Annotated in this window: 15 protein-coding genes; 6 read left to right on the top strand and 9 right to left on the bottom strand. The window is 70.2% G+C overall.

Features of this window, described 5'->3' with window-relative positions:
• Positions 1-133 precede the first annotated feature (133 nt).
• Positions 134-1,036 (bottom strand): S1 family peptidase, encoded by a 903-nt coding sequence (locus ACZ4SW_RS28595; RefSeq protein ID WP_468251382.1) that lies wholly within the window; start codon positions 1,034-1,036, stop codon positions 134-136.
• A gap of 176 nt (positions 1,037-1,212) precedes the next feature.
• The gene (locus ACZ4SW_RS28590) at positions 1,213-2,022 is read right to left on the bottom strand and encodes a hypothetical protein (RefSeq protein WP_468251380.1); all 810 of its coding nucleotides are present in this window, start codon (positions 2,020-2,022) and stop codon (positions 1,213-1,215) included.
• A 125-nt stretch (positions 2,023-2,147) separates the two neighbouring features.
• On the opposite strand from ACZ4SW_RS28590, the gene ACZ4SW_RS28585 reads away from it, so the two are divergent.
• From ACZ4SW_RS28585 to ACZ4SW_RS28570, 4 genes are all read left to right on the top strand, one after another.
• Complete coding sequence (locus tag ACZ4SW_RS28585) at positions 2,148-3,359, top strand: pyridoxal phosphate-dependent aminotransferase (RefSeq protein ID WP_468251378.1); 1,212 nt, start codon at positions 2,148-2,150, stop codon at positions 3,357-3,359.
• 100 nt (positions 3,360-3,459) lie between these two features.
• The gene (locus ACZ4SW_RS28580) at positions 3,460-3,888 is read left to right on the top strand and encodes an SCO4983 family protein (RefSeq protein ID WP_468251376.1); all 429 of its coding nucleotides are present in this window, start codon (positions 3,460-3,462) and stop codon (positions 3,886-3,888) included.
• Between the two features lie 315 nt (positions 3,889-4,203).
• Positions 4,204-4,824, top strand: coding sequence for a tetratricopeptide repeat protein (locus ACZ4SW_RS28575; protein WP_468251374.1), 621 nt, complete (start codon positions 4,204-4,206; stop codon positions 4,822-4,824).
• Complete coding sequence (locus tag ACZ4SW_RS28570; protein ID WP_468251372.1) at positions 4,821-6,095, top strand: glycosyltransferase; 1,275 nt, start codon at positions 4,821-4,823, stop codon at positions 6,093-6,095. The genes ACZ4SW_RS28575 and ACZ4SW_RS28570 overlap by 4 nt, the downstream gene beginning before the upstream one ends.
• A 254-nt stretch (positions 6,096-6,349) precedes the next feature.
• On the opposite strand, the gene rfbD is transcribed toward ACZ4SW_RS28570, so the two are convergent.
• From rfbD to ACZ4SW_RS28540, 6 genes are all read right to left on the bottom strand, one after another.
• Positions 6,350-7,267 (bottom strand): dTDP-4-dehydrorhamnose reductase, encoded by a 918-nt coding sequence (rfbD, locus tag ACZ4SW_RS28565; RefSeq protein WP_468251370.1) that lies wholly within the window; start codon positions 7,265-7,267, stop codon positions 6,350-6,352.
• A complete protein-coding gene (gene rfbB / locus ACZ4SW_RS28560) occupies positions 7,264-8,238 on the bottom strand; it encodes a dTDP-glucose 4,6-dehydratase (protein WP_468251368.1) in 975 nt (324 codons plus the stop codon). The genes rfbD and rfbB overlap by 4 nt, the downstream gene beginning before the upstream one ends.
• A 219-nt stretch (positions 8,239-8,457) precedes the next feature.
• Positions 8,458-10,524 (bottom strand): collagen-like domain-containing protein, encoded by a 2,067-nt coding sequence (locus ACZ4SW_RS28555; RefSeq protein WP_468251366.1) that lies wholly within the window; start codon positions 10,522-10,524, stop codon positions 8,458-8,460.
• A gap of 264 nt (positions 10,525-10,788) precedes the next feature.
• Positions 10,789-11,394 carry a dTDP-4-dehydrorhamnose 3,5-epimerase gene (gene rfbC / locus ACZ4SW_RS28550; protein WP_468251365.1) on the bottom strand — a complete coding sequence of 202 codons (606 nt, stop codon included), beginning with the start codon at positions 11,392-11,394 and terminating at the stop codon, positions 10,789-10,791.
• Between the two features lie 104 nt (positions 11,395-11,498).
• Entirely contained in the window at positions 11,499-12,458 is a 960-nt protein-coding gene (gene rfbA / locus ACZ4SW_RS28545) for a glucose-1-phosphate thymidylyltransferase RfbA (protein WP_468251363.1), read from the bottom strand.
• A 214-nt stretch (positions 12,459-12,672) separates the two neighbouring features.
• The gene (locus ACZ4SW_RS28540; protein WP_468251360.1) at positions 12,673-14,496 is read right to left on the bottom strand and encodes a phosphoenolpyruvate carboxykinase (GTP); all 1,824 of its coding nucleotides are present in this window, start codon (positions 14,494-14,496) and stop codon (positions 12,673-12,675) included.
• A 308-nt stretch (positions 14,497-14,804) separates the two neighbouring features.
• Here ACZ4SW_RS28540 and trhA point away from each other — a divergent pair, with 308 nt between their 5' ends.
• Positions 14,805-15,518, top strand: a complete 714-nt coding sequence (gene trhA, locus ACZ4SW_RS28535) for a PAQR family membrane homeostasis protein TrhA (protein ID WP_468251358.1) — start codon at positions 14,805-14,807, stop codon at positions 15,516-15,518.
• 129 nt (positions 15,519-15,647) lie between these two features.
• On the opposite strand, the gene ACZ4SW_RS28530 is transcribed toward trhA, so the two are convergent.
• On the bottom strand, positions 15,648-16,580 hold the full coding sequence (locus ACZ4SW_RS28530; protein ID WP_468251356.1) for a DUF6528 family protein: 933 nt from the start codon (positions 16,578-16,580) through the stop codon (positions 15,648-15,650).
• 418 nt (positions 16,581-16,998) lie between these two features.
• On the opposite strand from ACZ4SW_RS28530, the gene ACZ4SW_RS28525 reads away from it, so the two are divergent.
• The gene (locus ACZ4SW_RS28525) at positions 16,999-17,637 is read left to right on the top strand and encodes a TetR/AcrR family transcriptional regulator (RefSeq protein WP_468251354.1); all 639 of its coding nucleotides are present in this window, start codon (positions 16,999-17,001) and stop codon (positions 17,635-17,637) included.
• The last annotated feature ends 8 nt before the right edge of the window (positions 17,638-17,645 follow it).

Raw genomic sequence — 17,645 nt, 5'->3', positions numbered from 1 at the left:
GCACGATCGGCCGGTGAATGCCCCGCCTTTCTGGGTCACTTTCTTTTTGGGGGGAGAGGAAGGAAGAGGAGGGGGGGGGGGGGGGGTGTCTCCCTCCCCCCCCCCCCCCCTCCCCCCCCCCCCCCCGCGCGGGTCACGGCTTGGGCAGGACGCAGCCGCTCGCGTTCAGGTTGAGCTTGTTGCCGGCGCCGAAGCAGGCCGGGATCTGGTAGGTCTCCTCGGCGTAGTTGATGCCCTGGCGGACGGTGACGTTCCCGCTCGCGTCGACCTCACAGGGGTTGTTCTCCGTGCAGCGCTCGCCGTCCTCGTTGCCGGTGTTGTTGACGGCGACGACCTTGCCGTTGGCGTTGTCGACGACGGGCGACCCGGAGGTGCCGCCGATCGTGTTGCAGGCGGAGGTGTAGCGGACCGAGTCCTTCCAGGTCCAGTCGCCCTCCTTCAGGCGGTACACGAACCCGTCGATGCTGCAGCTGTAGATGCGCTTCCAGTAGCCGGAGACGACCTTGATGGCGGTGCCGGCGACCGGGTGGCTGTCGCTCACGGTCAGGGCGCTGATGCCGTAGGAGCTCTTGATCTGCGCGTAGGTGGTGGTGAGGCGGTAGATCGTGACGTCCGTGTCCGTCATGGTCGAGTAGACGACCTGATTGGCGCGGAGCGTGGCGATCCGGGTGCCGGAGGAGTTCAGCAGGCCGAAGGAGCGGCTGGAGGACTGTCCGGTGATGACCTCGCCGGGCTCGGGGAAGCCCGTCTCCAGGCAGTGGCCGTTGGTCAGGACGAGCGCGGGGTCGCTGTCCGCCGAGTTCGGGAAGCGGATGACGGAGCCGGAGCAGTTGCTGAGCGAGACGGTGCCGGCGAAGTCGACGGCCTGGATCGTGGCCGTCCTGTCCTTCGTCGCCGTCCCGGCTGCCGGGGCCGTGGCCGCCGGTGCGGCCGTGACCGTCGCCGTCCGGGCGGGCGCGGGTGCCGCGACCGCCGGTGCCGCGCCGGCTCCGGCCAGGGCCAGAGCGAGGAGCGCGGCGGCGAGAGGCTTTCTCATGTGGGGGGTCCCCTCTCGATGGGGTGGCGATGACGTGGGCGGCCGGAGGTCTTCCGGCCGCCCCTGTTTTGTCATGCGCATTGTCAACGGAAGGGCGTGCGGGAACAAGGAGCGGTTTTCGGACGCGGTTTTCGGCCGTGGTTTCGGCCGTGGTTTCGGCCGCACACGGCGGCCGGCTACTTCGGCGCCTTGGTGGCCCCCCGGCCACGGCCCGGCTTGCCGCCGGAGTTGCCCGGCGCGGTGACGGTCGCGGAGGGGGTCGGGGAGGCGGACGGCTGCCCGGCGGCGGACGTGGGCGCCGCGGAGGCGTCCGGCACCGGAGCGGCGGCCCGCGCGGCGCCGGGCGTGACGGAGGCATCGGTGGCAGACGCCCGGGGCGCGGCGGCCGGGGGCGCGGCGGTGCGGGACGGCTCGGCGGCGACGGAGGAGGCGCTCACCTGCGTGGGCGGCGCGGACGGCGCCGCCTTCGGCCGGGGCGACTGCCCGGCGTCCGCGGGCGTGCCGGGGGAAGAGGAGCCGAAGCCTCCGGCGAGGGCCGCCGCGACGCCCACGGCACCGAGCGCGCCGACGGCGACGGCCGCACGGCGGGGCAGGCGGGAGCGGGTCCGGGCCCGGCGCCGGGAAGCGCGGTCGGGGCGCGGTGCCGTGGGACCTCCGGAGCCGTCGGGGCCCCCGGAGCTGCCGGGACCCCCGGAGCCGTCCGGGCCCTCGGAGCCGTCCGGGCCCTCGGAGACGACGGGTAGCTCGCGCGTGGCGTCGTACGCGTTCTGCCAGCCGTGGGCGGCCGCCGGATCGGCGTAGCCCTCGTAGTCCGGCGCCGTGACGGCATACGGGTGATACACGTTCGGCTGATTCCGTTCCTCGCCGCCGCCCGGATGCGATCCATCGGCGGGGTACCCGGCCGCCGCCCCGTTCGCGGCGTTCGGCCCGTATGCCCCGCCATCCGGGCCGTACGCGCCGTCGCCGGACTGATGCTGCCATGACATGTGGGCGCATTGTAGAGGCGAGGGGGACTCCTGGTGCAGTCGCGGCGGCAACCAGCCGATCGGACCCGTCTCACGTGGTGGAAAACACGCCGCACGCGGCGTTACGCGGCCGTAAGCTCGCGGACATGCAGGTGATCCAGTCCACGAAGCTCGCCAACGTCTGCTACGAGATCCGGGGCCCGGTTCTCGAGGAGGCGATGCGGCTGGAGGCGGCGGGTCACCGCATCCTCAAGCTGAACACCGGCAACCCGGCCGCCTTCGGCTTCGACTGCCCGCCCGAGATCCTGGAGGACATCCTCCGCAACGTCTCGACGGCACACGGCTACGGCGACGCCAAGGGCCTGCTGGCCGCGCGCCGGGCGGTCGTGATGCACAACCAGACCCTCGGCATCGAGACGGACGTCGAGCACGTCTTCATCGGCAACGGCGTCTCCGAGCTGATCGTGATGGCCATGCAGGGCCTGCTGGACGACGGCGACGAGGTGCTGGTACCGGCGCCGGACTACCCCCTGTGGACCGCGGCGGTGTCCCTGTCGGGCGGCACGGCCGTCCACTACCGCTGCGACGAGCAGTCGGACTGGATGCCGGACCTCGCGGACGTGGAGCGGAAGGTCACCGACCGCACCAAGGCGATCGTCATCATCAACCCGAACAACCCGACGGGCGCGGTGTACGACGAGACGGTCATCCGGGGCCTGACGGACATCGCCCGCCGGCACAACCTCCTCGTCTGCTCCGACGAGATCTACGACAAGATCCTCTACGACGGCGCGCGGCACACCCCCACCGCCGCGGTCGCCCCGGACCTGCTGACCCTCACTTTCAACGGCATGTCGAAGGCCTACCGGGTGGCGGGGTACCGGGTGGGCTGGATGTCGATCTCGGGCCCCCGGGCGCACGCGGAGTCGTACATCGAGGGGCTCACGATCCTCGCGAACATGCGACTGTGCGCGAACATGCCGGGCCAGCACGGCGTGGTGGCGGCGCTCAGCGGCCGGCAGACGATCAACGACCTGGTCCTGCCGGGCGGACGGCTCAAGGAGCAGCGGGACGCGGCGTACGACCTGCTGACCCAGATCCCGGGCGTGACCTGCGTGAAGCCGAAGGGCGCGCTGTACCTCTTCCCCCGCCTCGACCCGAAGGTCTTCAAGATCAAGGACGATCGGCAGATGGTTCTCGACCTGCTGCGGCGCGAGAAGATCATGGTCGTCCAGGGGACGGGCTTCAACTGGACCGAGCCGGACCACTTCCGGGTGGTGACCCTGCCGACGGTGGCGGACCTGACGTCGGCGATCACCCGGATCGGGAACTTCCTGGACGGCTACGGCCAGCCGTGACGCCCGCGTCGCCTGATCACGGAGCAATTCTGCGTTCCGGTCAACTTTAGACGAAATCCAAGCTAAGATGGCTTCCTGTCAGAGCACAGGAGGCCGTCCCATGTACGAACCGATCCGCACCAAGTCGGTCCACACGATGGCCGACGCCGCCGACGCCGACTTCCCGCACCGCTCGCGCGAGGAGGAGCTGGACATCCAGCTCGCGGGGCACCTGGCGGCGCTGCTCGCGGTGACGGACGAGTTGCGTGCACTGGCGCCCTCCGCCGATCTGGACACGGCCGCGGAGCGGCTCGCCGGGCAGGTGGCGCGGTTGCGCGGTGGCGTGGCCCCCCTGCGCGCGACGACCGCCGCACGCGGATCGGAGCCGCGCACCACGCCCCTGCACCGCCGCGCCCACGCCCTGGCGGGCCGCGCCCTGGTGGTGGCCGCGTCCCGTGCGGACACGGCGGCGGCGATCCTCTCGGCGGAACGCATGGACGCACACAGCGCCGCACTGGCCGACCCCCGCGAACCGATCACCGCGGGCTGACCCTCCGAGCCGCGAAGCGGCTCCCCCCGACGGCCCCGGTCCGCGTGGACGACCACGACGCGCGGACCGGGCGCCACACAACCGACCGCGTTCCCACCGCCGGGCGCAGCGCCCCGCCGCGCACTTCCGAAGCATTCAACGATCACTTCGGCACCGGTGAATTGACGAGCGGCCCACCCAATTAACGGATGAGAACACGGAATTGGGATACCGCTCCCGCCGCATACGACCCCATTGCGTACATTCGAGTGGTCCACGGCGTCAAGTACCCGCCGAACGCCCACGTCAACGAGGTCGGCTCGTAACGTCGGCCGCGTGAAACGTAGGAGATTGTGGGCAGGGCTGGCCGCGACGGCGGCGGTCGCCGGCGGAGTGACGTTCTGGGTGGTGCATTCCCGTTCGACCGCACCCCCGGAATCCAAGAACGCGTCGGCGAGCCGAAAGGCCCAGGAGGCGAACACGCTTTTTCAGGCCGCCAATCTGCAGCTCCAGTACCACGATTTCGCCGGGGCGGCCCGAACCTACCGGCGGGTGCTGGAACTTGACCCGCACAACAAGGTCGCCTGGTACGACCTCGGGGTCGTCGCACAGCAGGAGGGCAAGACCGCCGAGGCGCGCAAGGCCTACGACAAGGCACTGAAGATCGACCCGTCCTACGCGTCGGCCCTCTACAACGAGGCGATCCTGCTGACCTCGAGCGACAGCGACCGGGCCATCACCCTCCTGAAGCGTGCCATCGCCGCCACTCCCAAGGCCGCCACGGCCCATCTCCAGCTCGGACGGATCCTGGCGGACAAGCACCGCGACGGCGAGGCCGAGGAAGAGTTCCGCCGCGCCGTCGAGACGGACCCGTCCCTGCACCCCGAGGTACCGGAACCCTTCCGGGACGACGTAAGCCCCACCCCGACATCGAGCCAGGCAGGTGCCACCAGATGACGTCGACAGCGACACCCAGGTTCTCCGTCTTCACCCCCAGCCACCAGCCCCGATTCCTCGATGAGTGCCTCAAGACCCTGCAGGCGCAGACCTGCTCGGACTGGGAGTGGATCGTCCTGCTCAACAACGGCGCCCGGTGGCGGCCGGAGCAGCCCGACGACCGGGTCCGGGTGGAGATCGCGGACAGCATCCGCGGGGTCGGGGCGGCCAAGCGCAGGGCCTGCGAACTGGCGCGCGGCGAGATCCTCGTGGAACTCGACCACGACGACCTCCTGGCGAAGGCGTGCCTGGCAGAGCTCGGCAAGGCGTTCGACGCGCACCCGGAGGCCGTCCTCGTCTACAGCAACACCGCGCAGATCACCGAGGAGGGCAAGCGGGACGACACCCGCTTCAACGAGGCGCACGGCTGGAAGTACGAGGAGGTGCGCGTCGACGGCCGCAAACTGCTCCAGGCCCTCTCCATGGCGCCGACCCCGCACAACGTCTCCTACATCTGGTACGCGCCCAACCACGTACGGGCGTTCCGCAAGGAGAGCTACGAGAAGGCCGGCGGGTACGACGCCACGCGCACGGTGCTGGACGACCAGGACCTGATGTGCCGTCTGTTCCACCTGGGCGACTTCCACCACATCCCCCGCTGCCTGTACCTGCAGCGGATGCACCCCGCGAACACCCAGCGCGACCCGCAGATCAACGCGCACATCCAGCGTGAGACGGTCGCCCTGTACGACAAGTACATCGAGGCCAACGCCCTCGCCTGGACGCACCGGCGCGGACTGCTCGCGCTGGACCTCGGCGCGGCCCACCGCAAGCCGCCCGGCTACATGGGCGTGGACCAGTACCCGGGAGAGGGCGTCGACATCGTCGCGACCCTGCCCGAGCGGCTGGACCTGCCCGACAACTCCGTCGGCCTGATGCGGGCGGTGGACTTCCTCGAGCACGTGCCCGCGAAGGTACCGCTGATCAACGAGATCTACCGGCTGCTGGCCCCCGGCGGCATGCTCCTGAGCATGACGCCCAGCTCCGACGGCCGCGGCGCGTACCAGGACCCGACCCACGTCGCCTTCTACAACGAGAACTCGTTCTGGTACTACACGGACAACCAGTACCGTGCGTTCGTGCCCGAGATCCAGGCGAGGTTCCAGTCGTCGCGGCTGGTGACCTACTTCCCCACCGAGTGGCACTCGCAGAACAACATCTCCTACGTCGTCGCCAACCTCATCGCGATGAAGGAGGGCGCCGAGCGCTGCGGAGGCCCGCTGCTGGTCTAGCGCTGTGACCGGAAAGGTTCACCGGCTCGCGACGCCCGGCACGGCACCTCGCCGCGTTGTCGCATCACCCGAGTACATCCAGTACGCGGGCGATGCTCCGCCTTGCGATGTACCGCACCGGACGCCGCGAGCTTCCCGGCAAACCTTTCCGGTCACAGCACTAGCGCCCCCACAGCCGACGTTCGCCCCCATGCGGCAGGCGCCCTGCGGACCGTCGGGTTCCGCAGGGCGCCTTCGTGTGGGGGCCGGGTCCTTCAGGCCGGCTGGTGTGCGCCGCTCGTGCGCGCCGCGCCGGCCAGGGCGGCGAAGGGGGGCGTGGCGAGGGCCGCGGTGAGCTGGTCGTCCCACCGTGGCAGGGGCAGCAGGCCGCAGCGGGCCCAGTTGCCGTGCCCGAGGACGCCGAACGCCGGGCGGGCGGCCGGGCGCGGGTACTTGTCCGAGCCGACCGGGCGGATCCGGTCCGGGTCGAGGCCGGCCAGGCGGAAGGTCTCCCGCGCCAGGCCGTACCACGTGGTGTGGCCGGTCGCGGTGCCGTGGTAGACGCCCGCGGGTGCCCGCCCGGCCAGGGCCGCACGGCCGAGGGCGGCGAGCTGCCGGGCCAGCGCGCGGGACCAGGTGGGCTGGCCGTGCTGGTCGGCCACCACGTCCAGGGTCTCGCGCCGGGCGGCCAGGTCGAGCATGGTGGCCACGAAGTTGCGCCCGTGCGCGCCGTAGAGCCAGGCGGTCCGGACGATCCAGCCGGTGTCCGGCAGCAGTTCGGCGACGGCCCGCTCGCCCGCCAGTTTGCTGCGCCCGTACGCGTTGACGGGCCGCGTCGGCGCGTCCTCGGGGTAGGGCCGGCGGCTGTCGCCCGGGAACACGTAGTCGGTGGAGACGTGCAGCAGGAGTGCGCCGCTGTCCGCGCACGCCGCTGCCAGGTGGCGGACACCCGTGCCGTTCACGGCCGTCGCCGCCGCCTCGGACGCCTCGGCGCCGTCGACGTCCGTCCAGGCCGCGCAGTTGACGACCACCCGGTGGCCCGTGACGGCCGCGCGCACGGCGGCCGCGTCCGTGAGGTCGAGCCGGTCGCGTCCGAACCCCGTCACCACGGCGTCCGGATCGGCGGCGAGCTCGGCCAGCATGTCCTGGCCGAGGAGCCCGCGCGCCCCGGTCACCAGCCAGCCGGTGCTCATCGCAGCTCGGCCCTCTTCTTGAGCGGCTCCCACCAGGAACGGTGTTCCCGGTACCAGGCGACCGTGGCGGCCAGCCCCTCGGCGAAGTCCACCTGCGGTGCGTAGCCGAGCTGTTCGCGGATCTTGCTGTCGTCCAGCGAGTAGCGCAGGTCGTGGCCCTTGCGGTCGGCCACGTGCTCGACCCGGTCCCAGCCCGCGCCGACCGCGTCGAGGAGCAGCCCGGTGAGCTTGTGGTTGCTCACCTCCGTGCCGCCGCCGATGTGGTAGACCTCTCCGGCCCTGCCGCCGTGCAGCACCAGGTCGATGCCCCGGCAGTGGTCGGAGACGTGCAGCCAGTCGCGGATGTTGCGGCCGTCCCCGTACAGGGGGACCGTCCTGCCGTCGAGCAGGTTGGTGATGAAGCGGGGGATCACCTTCTCGGGGAACTGGTACGGCCCGTAGTTGTTGGAGCACCGGGTGACCACGACGTCCAGGCCGTGGGTGCGGTGGTGGGCGAGCGCCAGCAGATCGGCGCCCGCCTTCGAGGCGGAGTACGGGGAGTTGGGCGCCAGGGGCCACTCCTCGGTCCAGGAGCCCTCGCTGATCGAGCCGTACACCTCGTCGGTGGAGACGTGGACGAAGCGGCCGACGCGGTGCCGGTGGGCCGCGTCCAGGAGTACCTGGGTGCCCATGACGTTCGTACGGACGAACGGACCGGCGCCCTCGATCGACCGGTCCACATGCGACTCGGCGGCGAAATGGACCACCGCGTCCTGGCCGGCCATCACCTGGTCGACCACGTCCGGATCACAGATGTCGCCCTGGACGAAGGTGTAGCCCGGGTGTTCCGCCACCGGCGCGAGATTGGCCTCGACCCCCGAATACGTGAGTTTGTCGAGAACGGTGATCCGCGTTGCCGGATCGGATTCGAGTCGCCGGCGGACATATTCAGAACCGATGAATCCGGCACCGCCGGTCACAAGGATACGCATACTTCTCCGATTTTATTACCGGCTTTACCGCTCACCGTTCTGAGGGTGCCCGGTCTTCCGGAACGCATCCCTCACGCTACTCAAGGCCGGTGTGTCTTCCCGGCAGGCCGGCCCGATTCGGGCTGATGTCGTGGAATGCGGCTCGGCCCACCGAACGCGGACGGTGCCCCGAGGCGAGGCCTCGGGGCACCGTCGCTCATGCAGCGGCCGAGCGGCCGGTCACGGGCTGCAGATCACGAAGGCCGTGAGGGGAGTGCCGTCGTTGCTGGTCGCCTGCCACCCCGTGGTGCCGATCGGCTCGTTCTCGCTCGCGGCGGAGCCGGCAGCGGCCTGGTACCCGCCGCCGAGTGCCGACTGGCCGGCGGGACAGGTGGCCGTCGAGGTCGGACCCGCGGTCCCGGGCACGACGGTGGTGGTGACCGCACCCTGAGAGCCCTGAGAGCCCTGAGAGCCCTGGGCGCCCTGGGCACCCTGCGGACCGGTGGCGCCGGTGGTGCCCTGCGTCCCCTGGGCACCCTGCGCACCGGTGACGCCCTGAGCTCCCTGCGGACCCGTGGCACCGGTCAGACCCGTGGCGCCGGTGGCGCCCTGGGGGCCCGAAGGACCGGTGAGGCCCTGAGGACCTGTGGCGCCGGTGTCGCCCTGCGGCCCCTGCGGGCCGGTCGCGCCCGTGCTTCCGGTGGCGCCCTGAGCACCCTGCGGACCCGTGGCGCCGGTCAGGCCGGTGGCGCCGGTCGCACCCTGCGGGCCGGTGGCGCCGGTCGCACCCTGCGCACCAACGTCTCCCTGGAAACCCTGCGTACCCTGCGGCCCGGTCGCGCCGGTCGCACCCTGCGCACCAACGTCTCCCTGGAAACCCTGGGAACCCTGCGGCCCGGTCGCACCGGTCGCACCCTGCGCACCAACGTCTCCCTGGAAACCCTGGGAACCCTGCGGCCCGGTCGCACCGGTCGCACCCTGCGCACCAACGTCTCCCTGGAAACCCTGGGAACCCTGCGGACCGGTCGCGCCGACATCGCCCTGAGAGCCCTGGGGACCCGTGGCACCGACATCGCCCTGCGAACCCTGCGGACCCGTGGCACCGACATCGCCCTGGAAGCCCTGCGAACCCTGCGGACCCGTCGCACCGACATCGCCCTGCGAACCCTGCGGACCCGTCGCACCCACATCGCCCTGGAAGCCCTGCGAACCCTGGACGCCCTGCGGACCGGTGGCGCCGACATCACCCTGGGAGCCCTGCGGACCGGTGGCGCCCACGTCACCCTGGGAGCCCTGGGGGCCCGTGGCGCCGACGTCACCCTGAGAGCCCTGCGGACCCGTCGCACCGACGTCACCCTGGGAACCCTGCGGACCCGTGGCACCCACATCGCCCTGCGAACCCTGCGGACCCGTCGCACCCACATCGCCTTGCGAACCCTGCGGACCCGTCGCACCCACATCGCCCTGGAAGCCCTGCGAACCCTGGACGCCCTGCGGACCCGTCGCACCCACATCGCCCTGAGAGCCCTGTGCCCCGGTGGTGCCCTGAGTACCCTGCGTACCCTGATTCCCCTGGAAGCCTTGCGAGCCCTGGACGCCTGGCACACCCTGGGTCCCCTGCGTGCCTTGGGTGCCCTGATTCCCCTGGAAGCCTTGCGAGCCCTGGACGCCTGGCACACCCTGGGTCCCCTGCGTGCCTTGGGTGCCCTGATTCCCCTGGAAGCCTTGCGAGCCCTGGACGCCTGGCACACCCTGATTGCCCTGCGTGCCTTGCGTGCCCTGATTCCCCTGGAAGCCTTGCGAGCCCTGGACGCCTGGCACACCCTGGGTCCCCTGCACACCCGCCGTGCCCTGGGTGCCTTGGGTGCCCTGGAAGCCCTGCGACCCCTGGACACCCTGCGCCCCGGTCACACCCTGCGACCCCTGGACACCCGGCGTGCCCTGGACCCCCTGCTTGCCCTGGAAGCCCTGCGAGCCCTGGACACCCTGTGCCCCCGTCACGCCCTGCGGCCCCTGGACGCCCGGCGTGCCCTGGACCCCCTGCTTGCCCTGGACACCCTGCGCCCCCGTCACACCCTGCGGCCCCTGCGGCCCCTGGACGCCCGGCGTGCCCTGGAAGCCCTGCGGGCCCTGGACACCCTGCGCCCCCGTCACACCCTGCGGCCCCTGCGGCCCCTGAGGTCCCGGTTGTTCGACGGCCCTGATCGCGCCGGCCCGGTGGATCGCGTCGGCGATGGCCTCCGCGCTCGGCGCGACATTGAGGATGACGGCGAGCGCGCCCACCGAAACCATCGTGGCGGATTTCACGCGCGAACTTCGCATTGTTCTACGGCTCACTGAGAACCTTCCCTCGCGAAACTTGGGGTAGCGACCACACCGCAAGCGCACGCCCTGAGTGCGCTCACCCGTCCGTGGCCACGGGCAGAGCCATTGTTCACTTCCGGAGATGGAATGATTACGAATTGGCTCCTGGCATAGTCCAAGATCACCCGGGTGGCTGTAATGCATCGTCCGGCGCACCGACGGAATTGCCGAAGCGGGAATGGCGCGATGCCGTGGCAGAAATTCCGGTCAGTGGAGTGCGGCTACGGCGAGACTTCTGCGATAGGCGCCGCAGGCCTCGAAGGAGGGCAGCAGCCCCTGCCGCTCCGCCTCCTCGAGCGTGGGCGCCGCCGCGTCCTTGCCGGACAGGCACGGCACGAGGTCGTCGGGCCAGGCGATGCCCAGCGCCGGGTCGAGCGGATGGATCCCGAACTCCCGCTGCGGCGCGTACCCCTCCGAACACAGGTAGACGACGGTGGAGTTGTCCTCCAGCGCCATGAAGGCATGACCGAGCCCCTCGGAGAGGTAGACACAGCGGTGCGTCGTGTCGTCCAGCCGCACCGCCTCCCATTTCCCGAACGTCGGGGAACCGGTGCGGATGTCGACCACCACGTCGAGGACGGCGCCGCTGACACACGTGACGTACTTCGCCTGGCCCGGCGGAACCGACGCATAGTGAATTCCGCGCAGGGTTCCCCGAACCGAACGAGAGCAGTTGGCCTGGGCGAGGCGGAGCCCCTGGCCGATGGAATCCTGGAATCTCTCGTCCTTGAACCACTCGTGGAATCGACCCCTGTCGTCCGCGAACACCCTGGGCGTGTCCACCCAGGCCCCTTCAATGGCCAGTGGTCGCACGTGATTTCTTCCTTCCACCACGCAGCTTCTTCGGAAAATTTCCGAACACGACGTCCCTGTCTTCGGGACGTCGGCCGCGCGACTTTAGTCGGCAGAAGGAGGCGTCACACCACGGCACCCGGTCCGGTGTGCAGCATTTCCTCGCGCCGCGTTCCGGTGTCCGCGCCCCTCCTCGGCGGCGCGATGACGCATCGGGAGTCCGGGTCCTCGAGCAGGCCCAGCAGATAGCGGCCGTAGCCGCTCTTGAGCAGCGGCCGGGCCAGTTCCCGGAGCCGGTCGTCGTCGATCAGGCCGGCCCGCCAGACCGCCTCCTCGACGCATCCCACCTTGAAGCCCTGGCGTTCCTCGATCACGCGGACGAACTCCGAGGCCTGGACCAGGGAGGTGAAGGTGCCGGTGTCCAGCCACGCGGTGCCCCGGTCGAGCCGGGTGACCTGCAGCGTCCCGGCCTCCAGGTAGACGCGGTTGAGGTCGGTGATCTCCAACTCGCCCCGGGCGCTGGGCCGCAGACCGGCCGCGATCTCGACGACCTGGTTGTCGTAGAAGTACAGGCCGGGCACGGCGTACCGGGACTTCGGCCGGGCCGGCTTCTCCTCGATGGACAGCACGCGACCCTGCTCATCGAACTCCACGACGCCGTACGCCGAGGGGTTGGCGACCTGGTGGGCGAACACCCTGCCGCCCTTCAGCTCGCCGTGGCGGGCCAGCCGTGTGCCGAGGCCGGTGCCGTGGAAGATGTTGTCGCCCAGGATCAGCGCGACCGGCTCGTCGCCGATGAAGTCGGCCCCCAGGACGAAAGCGTGGGCGATGCCCTCCGGGCGCTCCTGCGCCCGGTATTCCAGCCGCAGGCCCAGTTGGCCTCCGTCGCCGAGCAGTCGGCGGAACTGGCACTGGTCTTCCGGGGTGGTGATGATCAGGATCTCCCGGACGCCGGCCATCACCAGCGTGGACAGCGGGTAGTAGACCATCGGCTTGTCGAAGACCGGCAGCAGTTGTTTCGACACCGAGCGGGTCAACGGCCACAGCCTCGAGCCGGTGCCCCCGGCCAGCAGAATTCCGCGCACGACAGCACCATAGGTGAATTGCCCATACACGCACTCTTTTCCCCTGCCGCGCGGCGCGTATGGGCGTACGCGCGCGGACCGGTCCGGGCCCGCACCGTACGCCGTTGTACGGTGCGGGCCCGGACCGGAAATGTGATGATGTTGCTCCCGCGGCCGGCCGGGACGACGTTGCAGGTCAGGGCAGGTCGGGCCGGCCGCGGAACTCATGGGGGCGTCAGCCCAGGCGCTGGACCAGGGCGCGGTACTCGTCCCACAGCTCCTTGGGGGTGTGGTCGCCGAAGGTGTTGAGGTGCTCGGGGACCAGGGCGGCCTCCTCGCGCCAGACCTCCTTGTCGACCGTGAGCAGGAACTCCAGGTCGGACTCGGACAGTTCGAGGCCGTTCGTGTCCAGGGCCTCCTTGGTCGGCAGGATGCCGATCGGGGTCTCGACGCCCTCGGCCCTGCCCTCCAGGCGCTCCACGATCCACTTCAGGACGCGGCTGTTCTCGCCGAAGCCGGGCCAGACGAACTTGCCCTCGTCGTTCTTGCGGAACCAGTTGACGTAGTAGATCTTCGGCAGCTTGGACTGGTCCTTGTCCTTGGCGACGTCGATCCAGTGGGCCATGTAGTCGCCCATGTTGTAACCGCAGAACGGCAGCATCGCGAACGGGTCGCGGCGCAGCTCGCCGACCTTGCCCTCGGCCGCGGCGGTCTTCTCGGAGGCCACGTTGGCGCCCAGGAACACACCGTGGTTCCAGTCGAACGACTCCGTCACGAGCGGGACCGCGGTGGCGCGGCGGCCGCCGAAGAGGATCGCCGAGATCGGCACGCCCTTGGGGTCCTCCCACTCCGGCGCGATGATCGGGCACTGCGAGGCCGGGACCGTGAAGCGGGCGTTGGGGTGGGCCGCCGGGGTCCCGGACTCCGGCGTCCAGTCGTTGCCCTTCCAGTCGGTCAGGTGGGCGGGCGACTCCTCGGTCATGCCCTCCCACCAGATGTCGTTGTCGTCGGTGAGGGCGACGTTGGTGAAGACCGCGTTGCCCCACAGCGTCTTCATCGCGTTGGCGTTGGTGTGCTCACCGGTGCCGGGCGCGACGCCGAAGAAGCCCGCCTCGGGGTTGATCGCGTAGAGCCGGCCGTCCTCGCCGAACCGCATCCACGCGATGTCGTCGCCGATCGTCTCGACCGTCCAGCCGGAGATCGTCGGCTCCAGCATGGCGAGGTTCGTCTTGCCGCAGGCGCTCGGGAAGGCGGCGGCGACGTACTTGGACTCGCCCTGCGGCGGGGTCAGCTTGAGGACCAGCATGTGCTCGGCCAGCCAGCCCTCGTCACGCGCCATGACGGAGGCGATACGCAGCGCGTAGCACTTCTTGCCGAGCAGCGCGTTGCCGCCGTAGCCGGAGCCGTACGACCAGATCTCGCGGGACTCCGGGAAGTGCGAGATGTACTTGGTCGGGTTGCAGGGCCAGGGCACGTCCTCCTGGCCGGGCTCCAGCGGGGCGCCCAGCGAGTGCACGGCCTTGACGAAGAAGCCCTCGGAGCCGAGTTCCTCCAGGACCGCCTGCCCCATGCGCGTCATGGTGCGCATGGAGACCGCGACGTACGCGGAATCCGTGATCTCCACGCCGATCGCGGAGAGCGGCGAGCCGAGCGGGCCCATGCAGAAGGGCACGACGTACATCGTCCGGCCGCGCATGGAGCCGCGGAACAGGCCGTTCTCACCCTGGAAGATCTCCCGCATCTCCGCGGGGGCCTTCCAGTGGTTGGTCGGACCCGCGTCCTCCTCCTTCTCGGAGCAGATGAACGTCCGGTCCTCGACCCGGGCCACGTCCGTGGGGTCGGAGGCGGCGTAGTACGAGTTCGGGCGCTTGATCGGGTCGAGCTTCCTGAAGGTGCCCTTGCGGACGAGCTCATCGCACAAGCGCTCGTATTCGGCCTCGGATCCGTCACACCAGACCACGCTGTCCGGCTGCGTAAGTTCCGCGATCTCGTTGACCCACGAGATCAGTTCCTTGTGCTGGGTGGGGACGGTTGAGGGAGCCGCGATGTCGCGCGCCACGATCGCTCCTAGATGAGGGATTTTGTGTTGATTGCCCCGTGGGGGCTGCGACCCGGATGCTTCGTAGCCGCTCATCCGGTGCCGACCGCACTCATTTGATCATCCGACGAGATTGCGCATCTGTCCAGAGGACGTCACACCTGAGCGGAGTGGGGATCGCCACACGTTTCCGCGTTTCTTTGCGTGCACGTAGAGTTCGACAGAAGGTTTTTTTGCGCGGCGCCCATATCGCCACAGGCCGGACGGGTCGGGTGATACAGGTCGCACTTTGATCCACAACTTACGGTTCCGTAGGTACCATGCGGCGCATGACTGCGTCCGTCCCCGACGCGCCCACGGACCCGCCGGCAGCCGGCCGCGGTCCCGTGGCGCTCTCCCTGCCTCACCCGGTCAAGCCGAAGCTCCGCGGCTGGCTGCACCTCGGGATGTTCCCCGCCGTCCTCGTCGCGGGCCTGGTCCTCACGGCCCTCGCGGACTCCACGCGCGGCAGAATCGCCTGCGGAATCTACGCCCTGACGGCCTGTCTGCTCTTCGGCGTGAGCGCGCTCTACCACCGCGGCAACTGGAGCCCGCGCATGGACGGCGTGCTCCGCCGGCTCGACCACGCGAACATCTTCCTGATCATCGCGGGCACGTACACGCCGCTGACCCTGCTGCTCCTGCCGGGCGCGAAGGGGCAGTGGCTGCTGTGGGGCATCTGGGCCGCGGCGGCGGCCGGCATAGTCTTCCGGGTCTTCTGGGTCGGCGCCCCGCGCTGGCTGTACACGCCCTGCTACATCGCGATGGGCTGGGCGGCGGTCTTCTTCCTCCCCGACTTCCTGCAGACGGGCGGGATCGCCGTCCTCGTGCTCGTCATCGTCGGCGGACTGCTCTACAGCGCCGGGGGCGTGATCTACGGGATCAAGCGGCCGAACCCGTCACCGCGCTGGTTCGGCTTCCACGAGGTCTTCCACTCCTTCACGCTGGCCGCCTTCGTCGTGCACTACGTGTGCATCTCACTGGTGGCGTACCAGCACGCCTAGCGGATCGAGGCGCTTTCCCCGCGGCCATGGCTTCCCAAAGCCATGGCCGTTCCCGTTCGGCGCCGGGAACGAGACCGACGACCTCCTGCACGGTCGAGCCGGCGAGGACGCCACCCGCACCGAGCCGGCTCAGCCACCCGGCCGGCCCTCGAGCCACCATCGCGCCTTGTACACACTTGTGCCGATCAATGCGTCCTGCCGGCTCGGATCCACGAAGTCGACACGCGAACTGCACCAACCGCAGGAGGTCCGATCGTCGGGGCTGACCATGATGACCTGGCCTGTTGTCGGGTGCTGGCTGATGCTCTTGACGTGAGCCTTGTCGATGCCGCTGGGTGCGGTGACGCGAGCGAATTTTCCGCTCGTCAGGGAAACCCGGTACACATGGCGGCCTGTGGTCACCCAGCGGTCATCGGGGACGCCGACGACAGGAGCGAGGTCGTGGCCGTCCTCGTCGGGCAGGGCAAGCCGGCGTCGCAGGGTGAGGCTCGGTGCGGCCCTGGTCCCGTCGACAGCGAGTGCGTGCAGCTCCGAGGCGCCGAGCGCCCACAGCAGACGCTGCCCCTCGTCCCACGAGAGGGCGTGGGCCCCGGGCAGAGGGTGCTGCACGTAGTCGCTGGAGCGTGGACCCTGGGACGATGTGTACACACGGATGTAACCGCCCGTGCTGGCGGCCACGGCGATATTCCCGTCCGGCAGCATTTCCAGACTGTGAAGATTGCTCGAGCCGGGGACGTTCGTCGCCCAGTAAGCGGATCCCCGCCCAGGGTCGAAGGCGACGGCCATACCACCCGAAGCACAGGCCAGGAGCAGCGTGCCGTCCGGCGTCCCGACTTGTTTGGCCTCGCTCACATTGATCCAGCTCCTGGACGGCAGCAGGTCGGCCAGCTCCACGGCCGATGCGGGAGACCAGGACCAAAGCGCGGTCAGGTCCAGTCCGCGCTCGCGGTGGGCCCTGAGGGTTCCGGCGTCCGTGAGGATTACGGACTGTGACTGCTGATCGCAGAGGATGATCAACTGGCGGTCGGTGATCAGGCGGGGAACGACCTGTGCGGCGGCCATGGGCTGACCAGCCCGGGTCATGGCTGCAGCCGAAGCGCCTGCCCGCAGAAAACGCCGCCGTGTCAGGCCCGGCCCCCTGGAAACGTGTGCAGCGCACAGTGCCCGTCTTCTCACCGTGACAGAGTTATCCGCCGAGGCCCGGGGCGTCGGGTGACGCGCCCGGGTGCACGTGACCCCGAGAACAGTCACACGAGCACACCGCGACGGCAGTCTCGAAGCCGGCGCGGTCCTGCTGTGATGCCGGGCGCCGCCCAGTCGGCCCGTGAGGGGCGCGTCCGTTCGATGTTCCCGCCCCGTCCCTTGAGCCCCGCGAGCCTCCTCCAGGCCGGTCGGCCTGGGATTCCGACCACCGCACGGGGCGAGCCGCAGGCAGCCCGGCCTTGGTCGCCACCGGAGCGGATGCCGGACAATGACCGTCATGACGGCCGCACGTTCCCCCTACTCCCCCGCCGACCGCCCCCGACTCGGACTGCGCGAGCGGAAGAAGATCAAGACCCGCGAGGCCATCCGCGCCGCGACCTACGCGTTGATCAGAGAGCAGGGGTACGACGCCACGACGATCGAGCAGATCGCCGACCGGGCCGAGGTGTCGCCGTCCACCGTCTTCCGTTACTTCCCGACCAAGGAGGACATCGTCCTCACGGACGAGTACGACCCCCTGATGCTGGAGGAGTTGCGCGCACGGCCCGGGGACGAGCCCTGGATGGACTCCATCCGGTACGTGATGCACAAGGCCCTCGACCTGAGCGAGCAGGAGGACCCCGAGGTGCTCCGGCTGCGGGCGCGGCTCGGGGTGCAGGTCCCGGCCGTCCGCTCCCGGTACTTCGAGAGCATGTCGGAGACCGGGCGCCTGCTCCGCCAGGCCCTCGCGGAGCGCACCGGCCGCGACCCGGACGGCCTCGAAGTGCGCGTCTGCGCGATGGCCCTCATCGGCGGCATGATGGAGGTCTCCATGTACTGGGCGGAGAACGGCTTCGAGGGCGAGCTCCATGACCTGATGGACCGGGCGCTGGACGTCATGGAACACGGACTGGAGCGGAAACCCGAAGGCTCCTGAGCCGCCCG

This window comes from Streptomyces sp. NPDC028331 (assembly GCF_055565775.1).
This window is presented reverse-complemented; position numbering and strand designations above follow the sequence as displayed.

What these genes read in the sequence shown, in the direction of transcription:
- ACZ4SW_RS28525 (WP_468251354.1), top strand. Translation starts at nt 16,999, where the DNA reads ATGACGGCCGCACGTTCCCCCTACTCCCCCGCCGACCGCCCCCGACTC.
- ACZ4SW_RS28570 (WP_468251372.1), top strand. Translation starts at nt 4,821, where the DNA reads ATGACGTCGACAGCGACACCCAGGTTCTCCGTCTTCACCCCCAGCCAC.
- ACZ4SW_RS28530 (WP_468251356.1), bottom strand. Translation starts at nt 16,580, where the DNA reads ATGGCCGCCGCACAGGTCGTTCCCCGCCTGATCACCGACCGCCAGTTG.
- trhA (WP_468251358.1), top strand. Translation starts at nt 14,805, where the DNA reads ATGACTGCGTCCGTCCCCGACGCGCCCACGGACCCGCCGGCAGCCGGC.
- ACZ4SW_RS28590 (WP_468251380.1), bottom strand. Translation starts at nt 2,022, where the DNA reads ATGTCATGGCAGCATCAGTCCGGCGACGGCGCGTACGGCCCGGATGGC.
- ACZ4SW_RS28585 (WP_468251378.1), top strand. Translation starts at nt 2,148, where the DNA reads ATGCAGGTGATCCAGTCCACGAAGCTCGCCAACGTCTGCTACGAGATC.
- rfbB (WP_468251368.1), bottom strand. Translation starts at nt 8,238, where the DNA reads ATGCGTATCCTTGTGACCGGCGGTGCCGGATTCATCGGTTCTGAATAT.
- rfbD (WP_468251370.1), bottom strand. Translation starts at nt 7,267, where the DNA reads ATGAGCACCGGCTGGCTGGTGACCGGGGCGCGCGGGCTCCTCGGCCAG.
- ACZ4SW_RS28580 (WP_468251376.1), top strand. Translation starts at nt 3,460, where the DNA reads ATGTACGAACCGATCCGCACCAAGTCGGTCCACACGATGGCCGACGCC.
- ACZ4SW_RS28595 (WP_468251382.1), bottom strand. Translation starts at nt 1,036, where the DNA reads ATGAGAAAGCCTCTCGCCGCCGCGCTCCTCGCTCTGGCCCTGGCCGGA.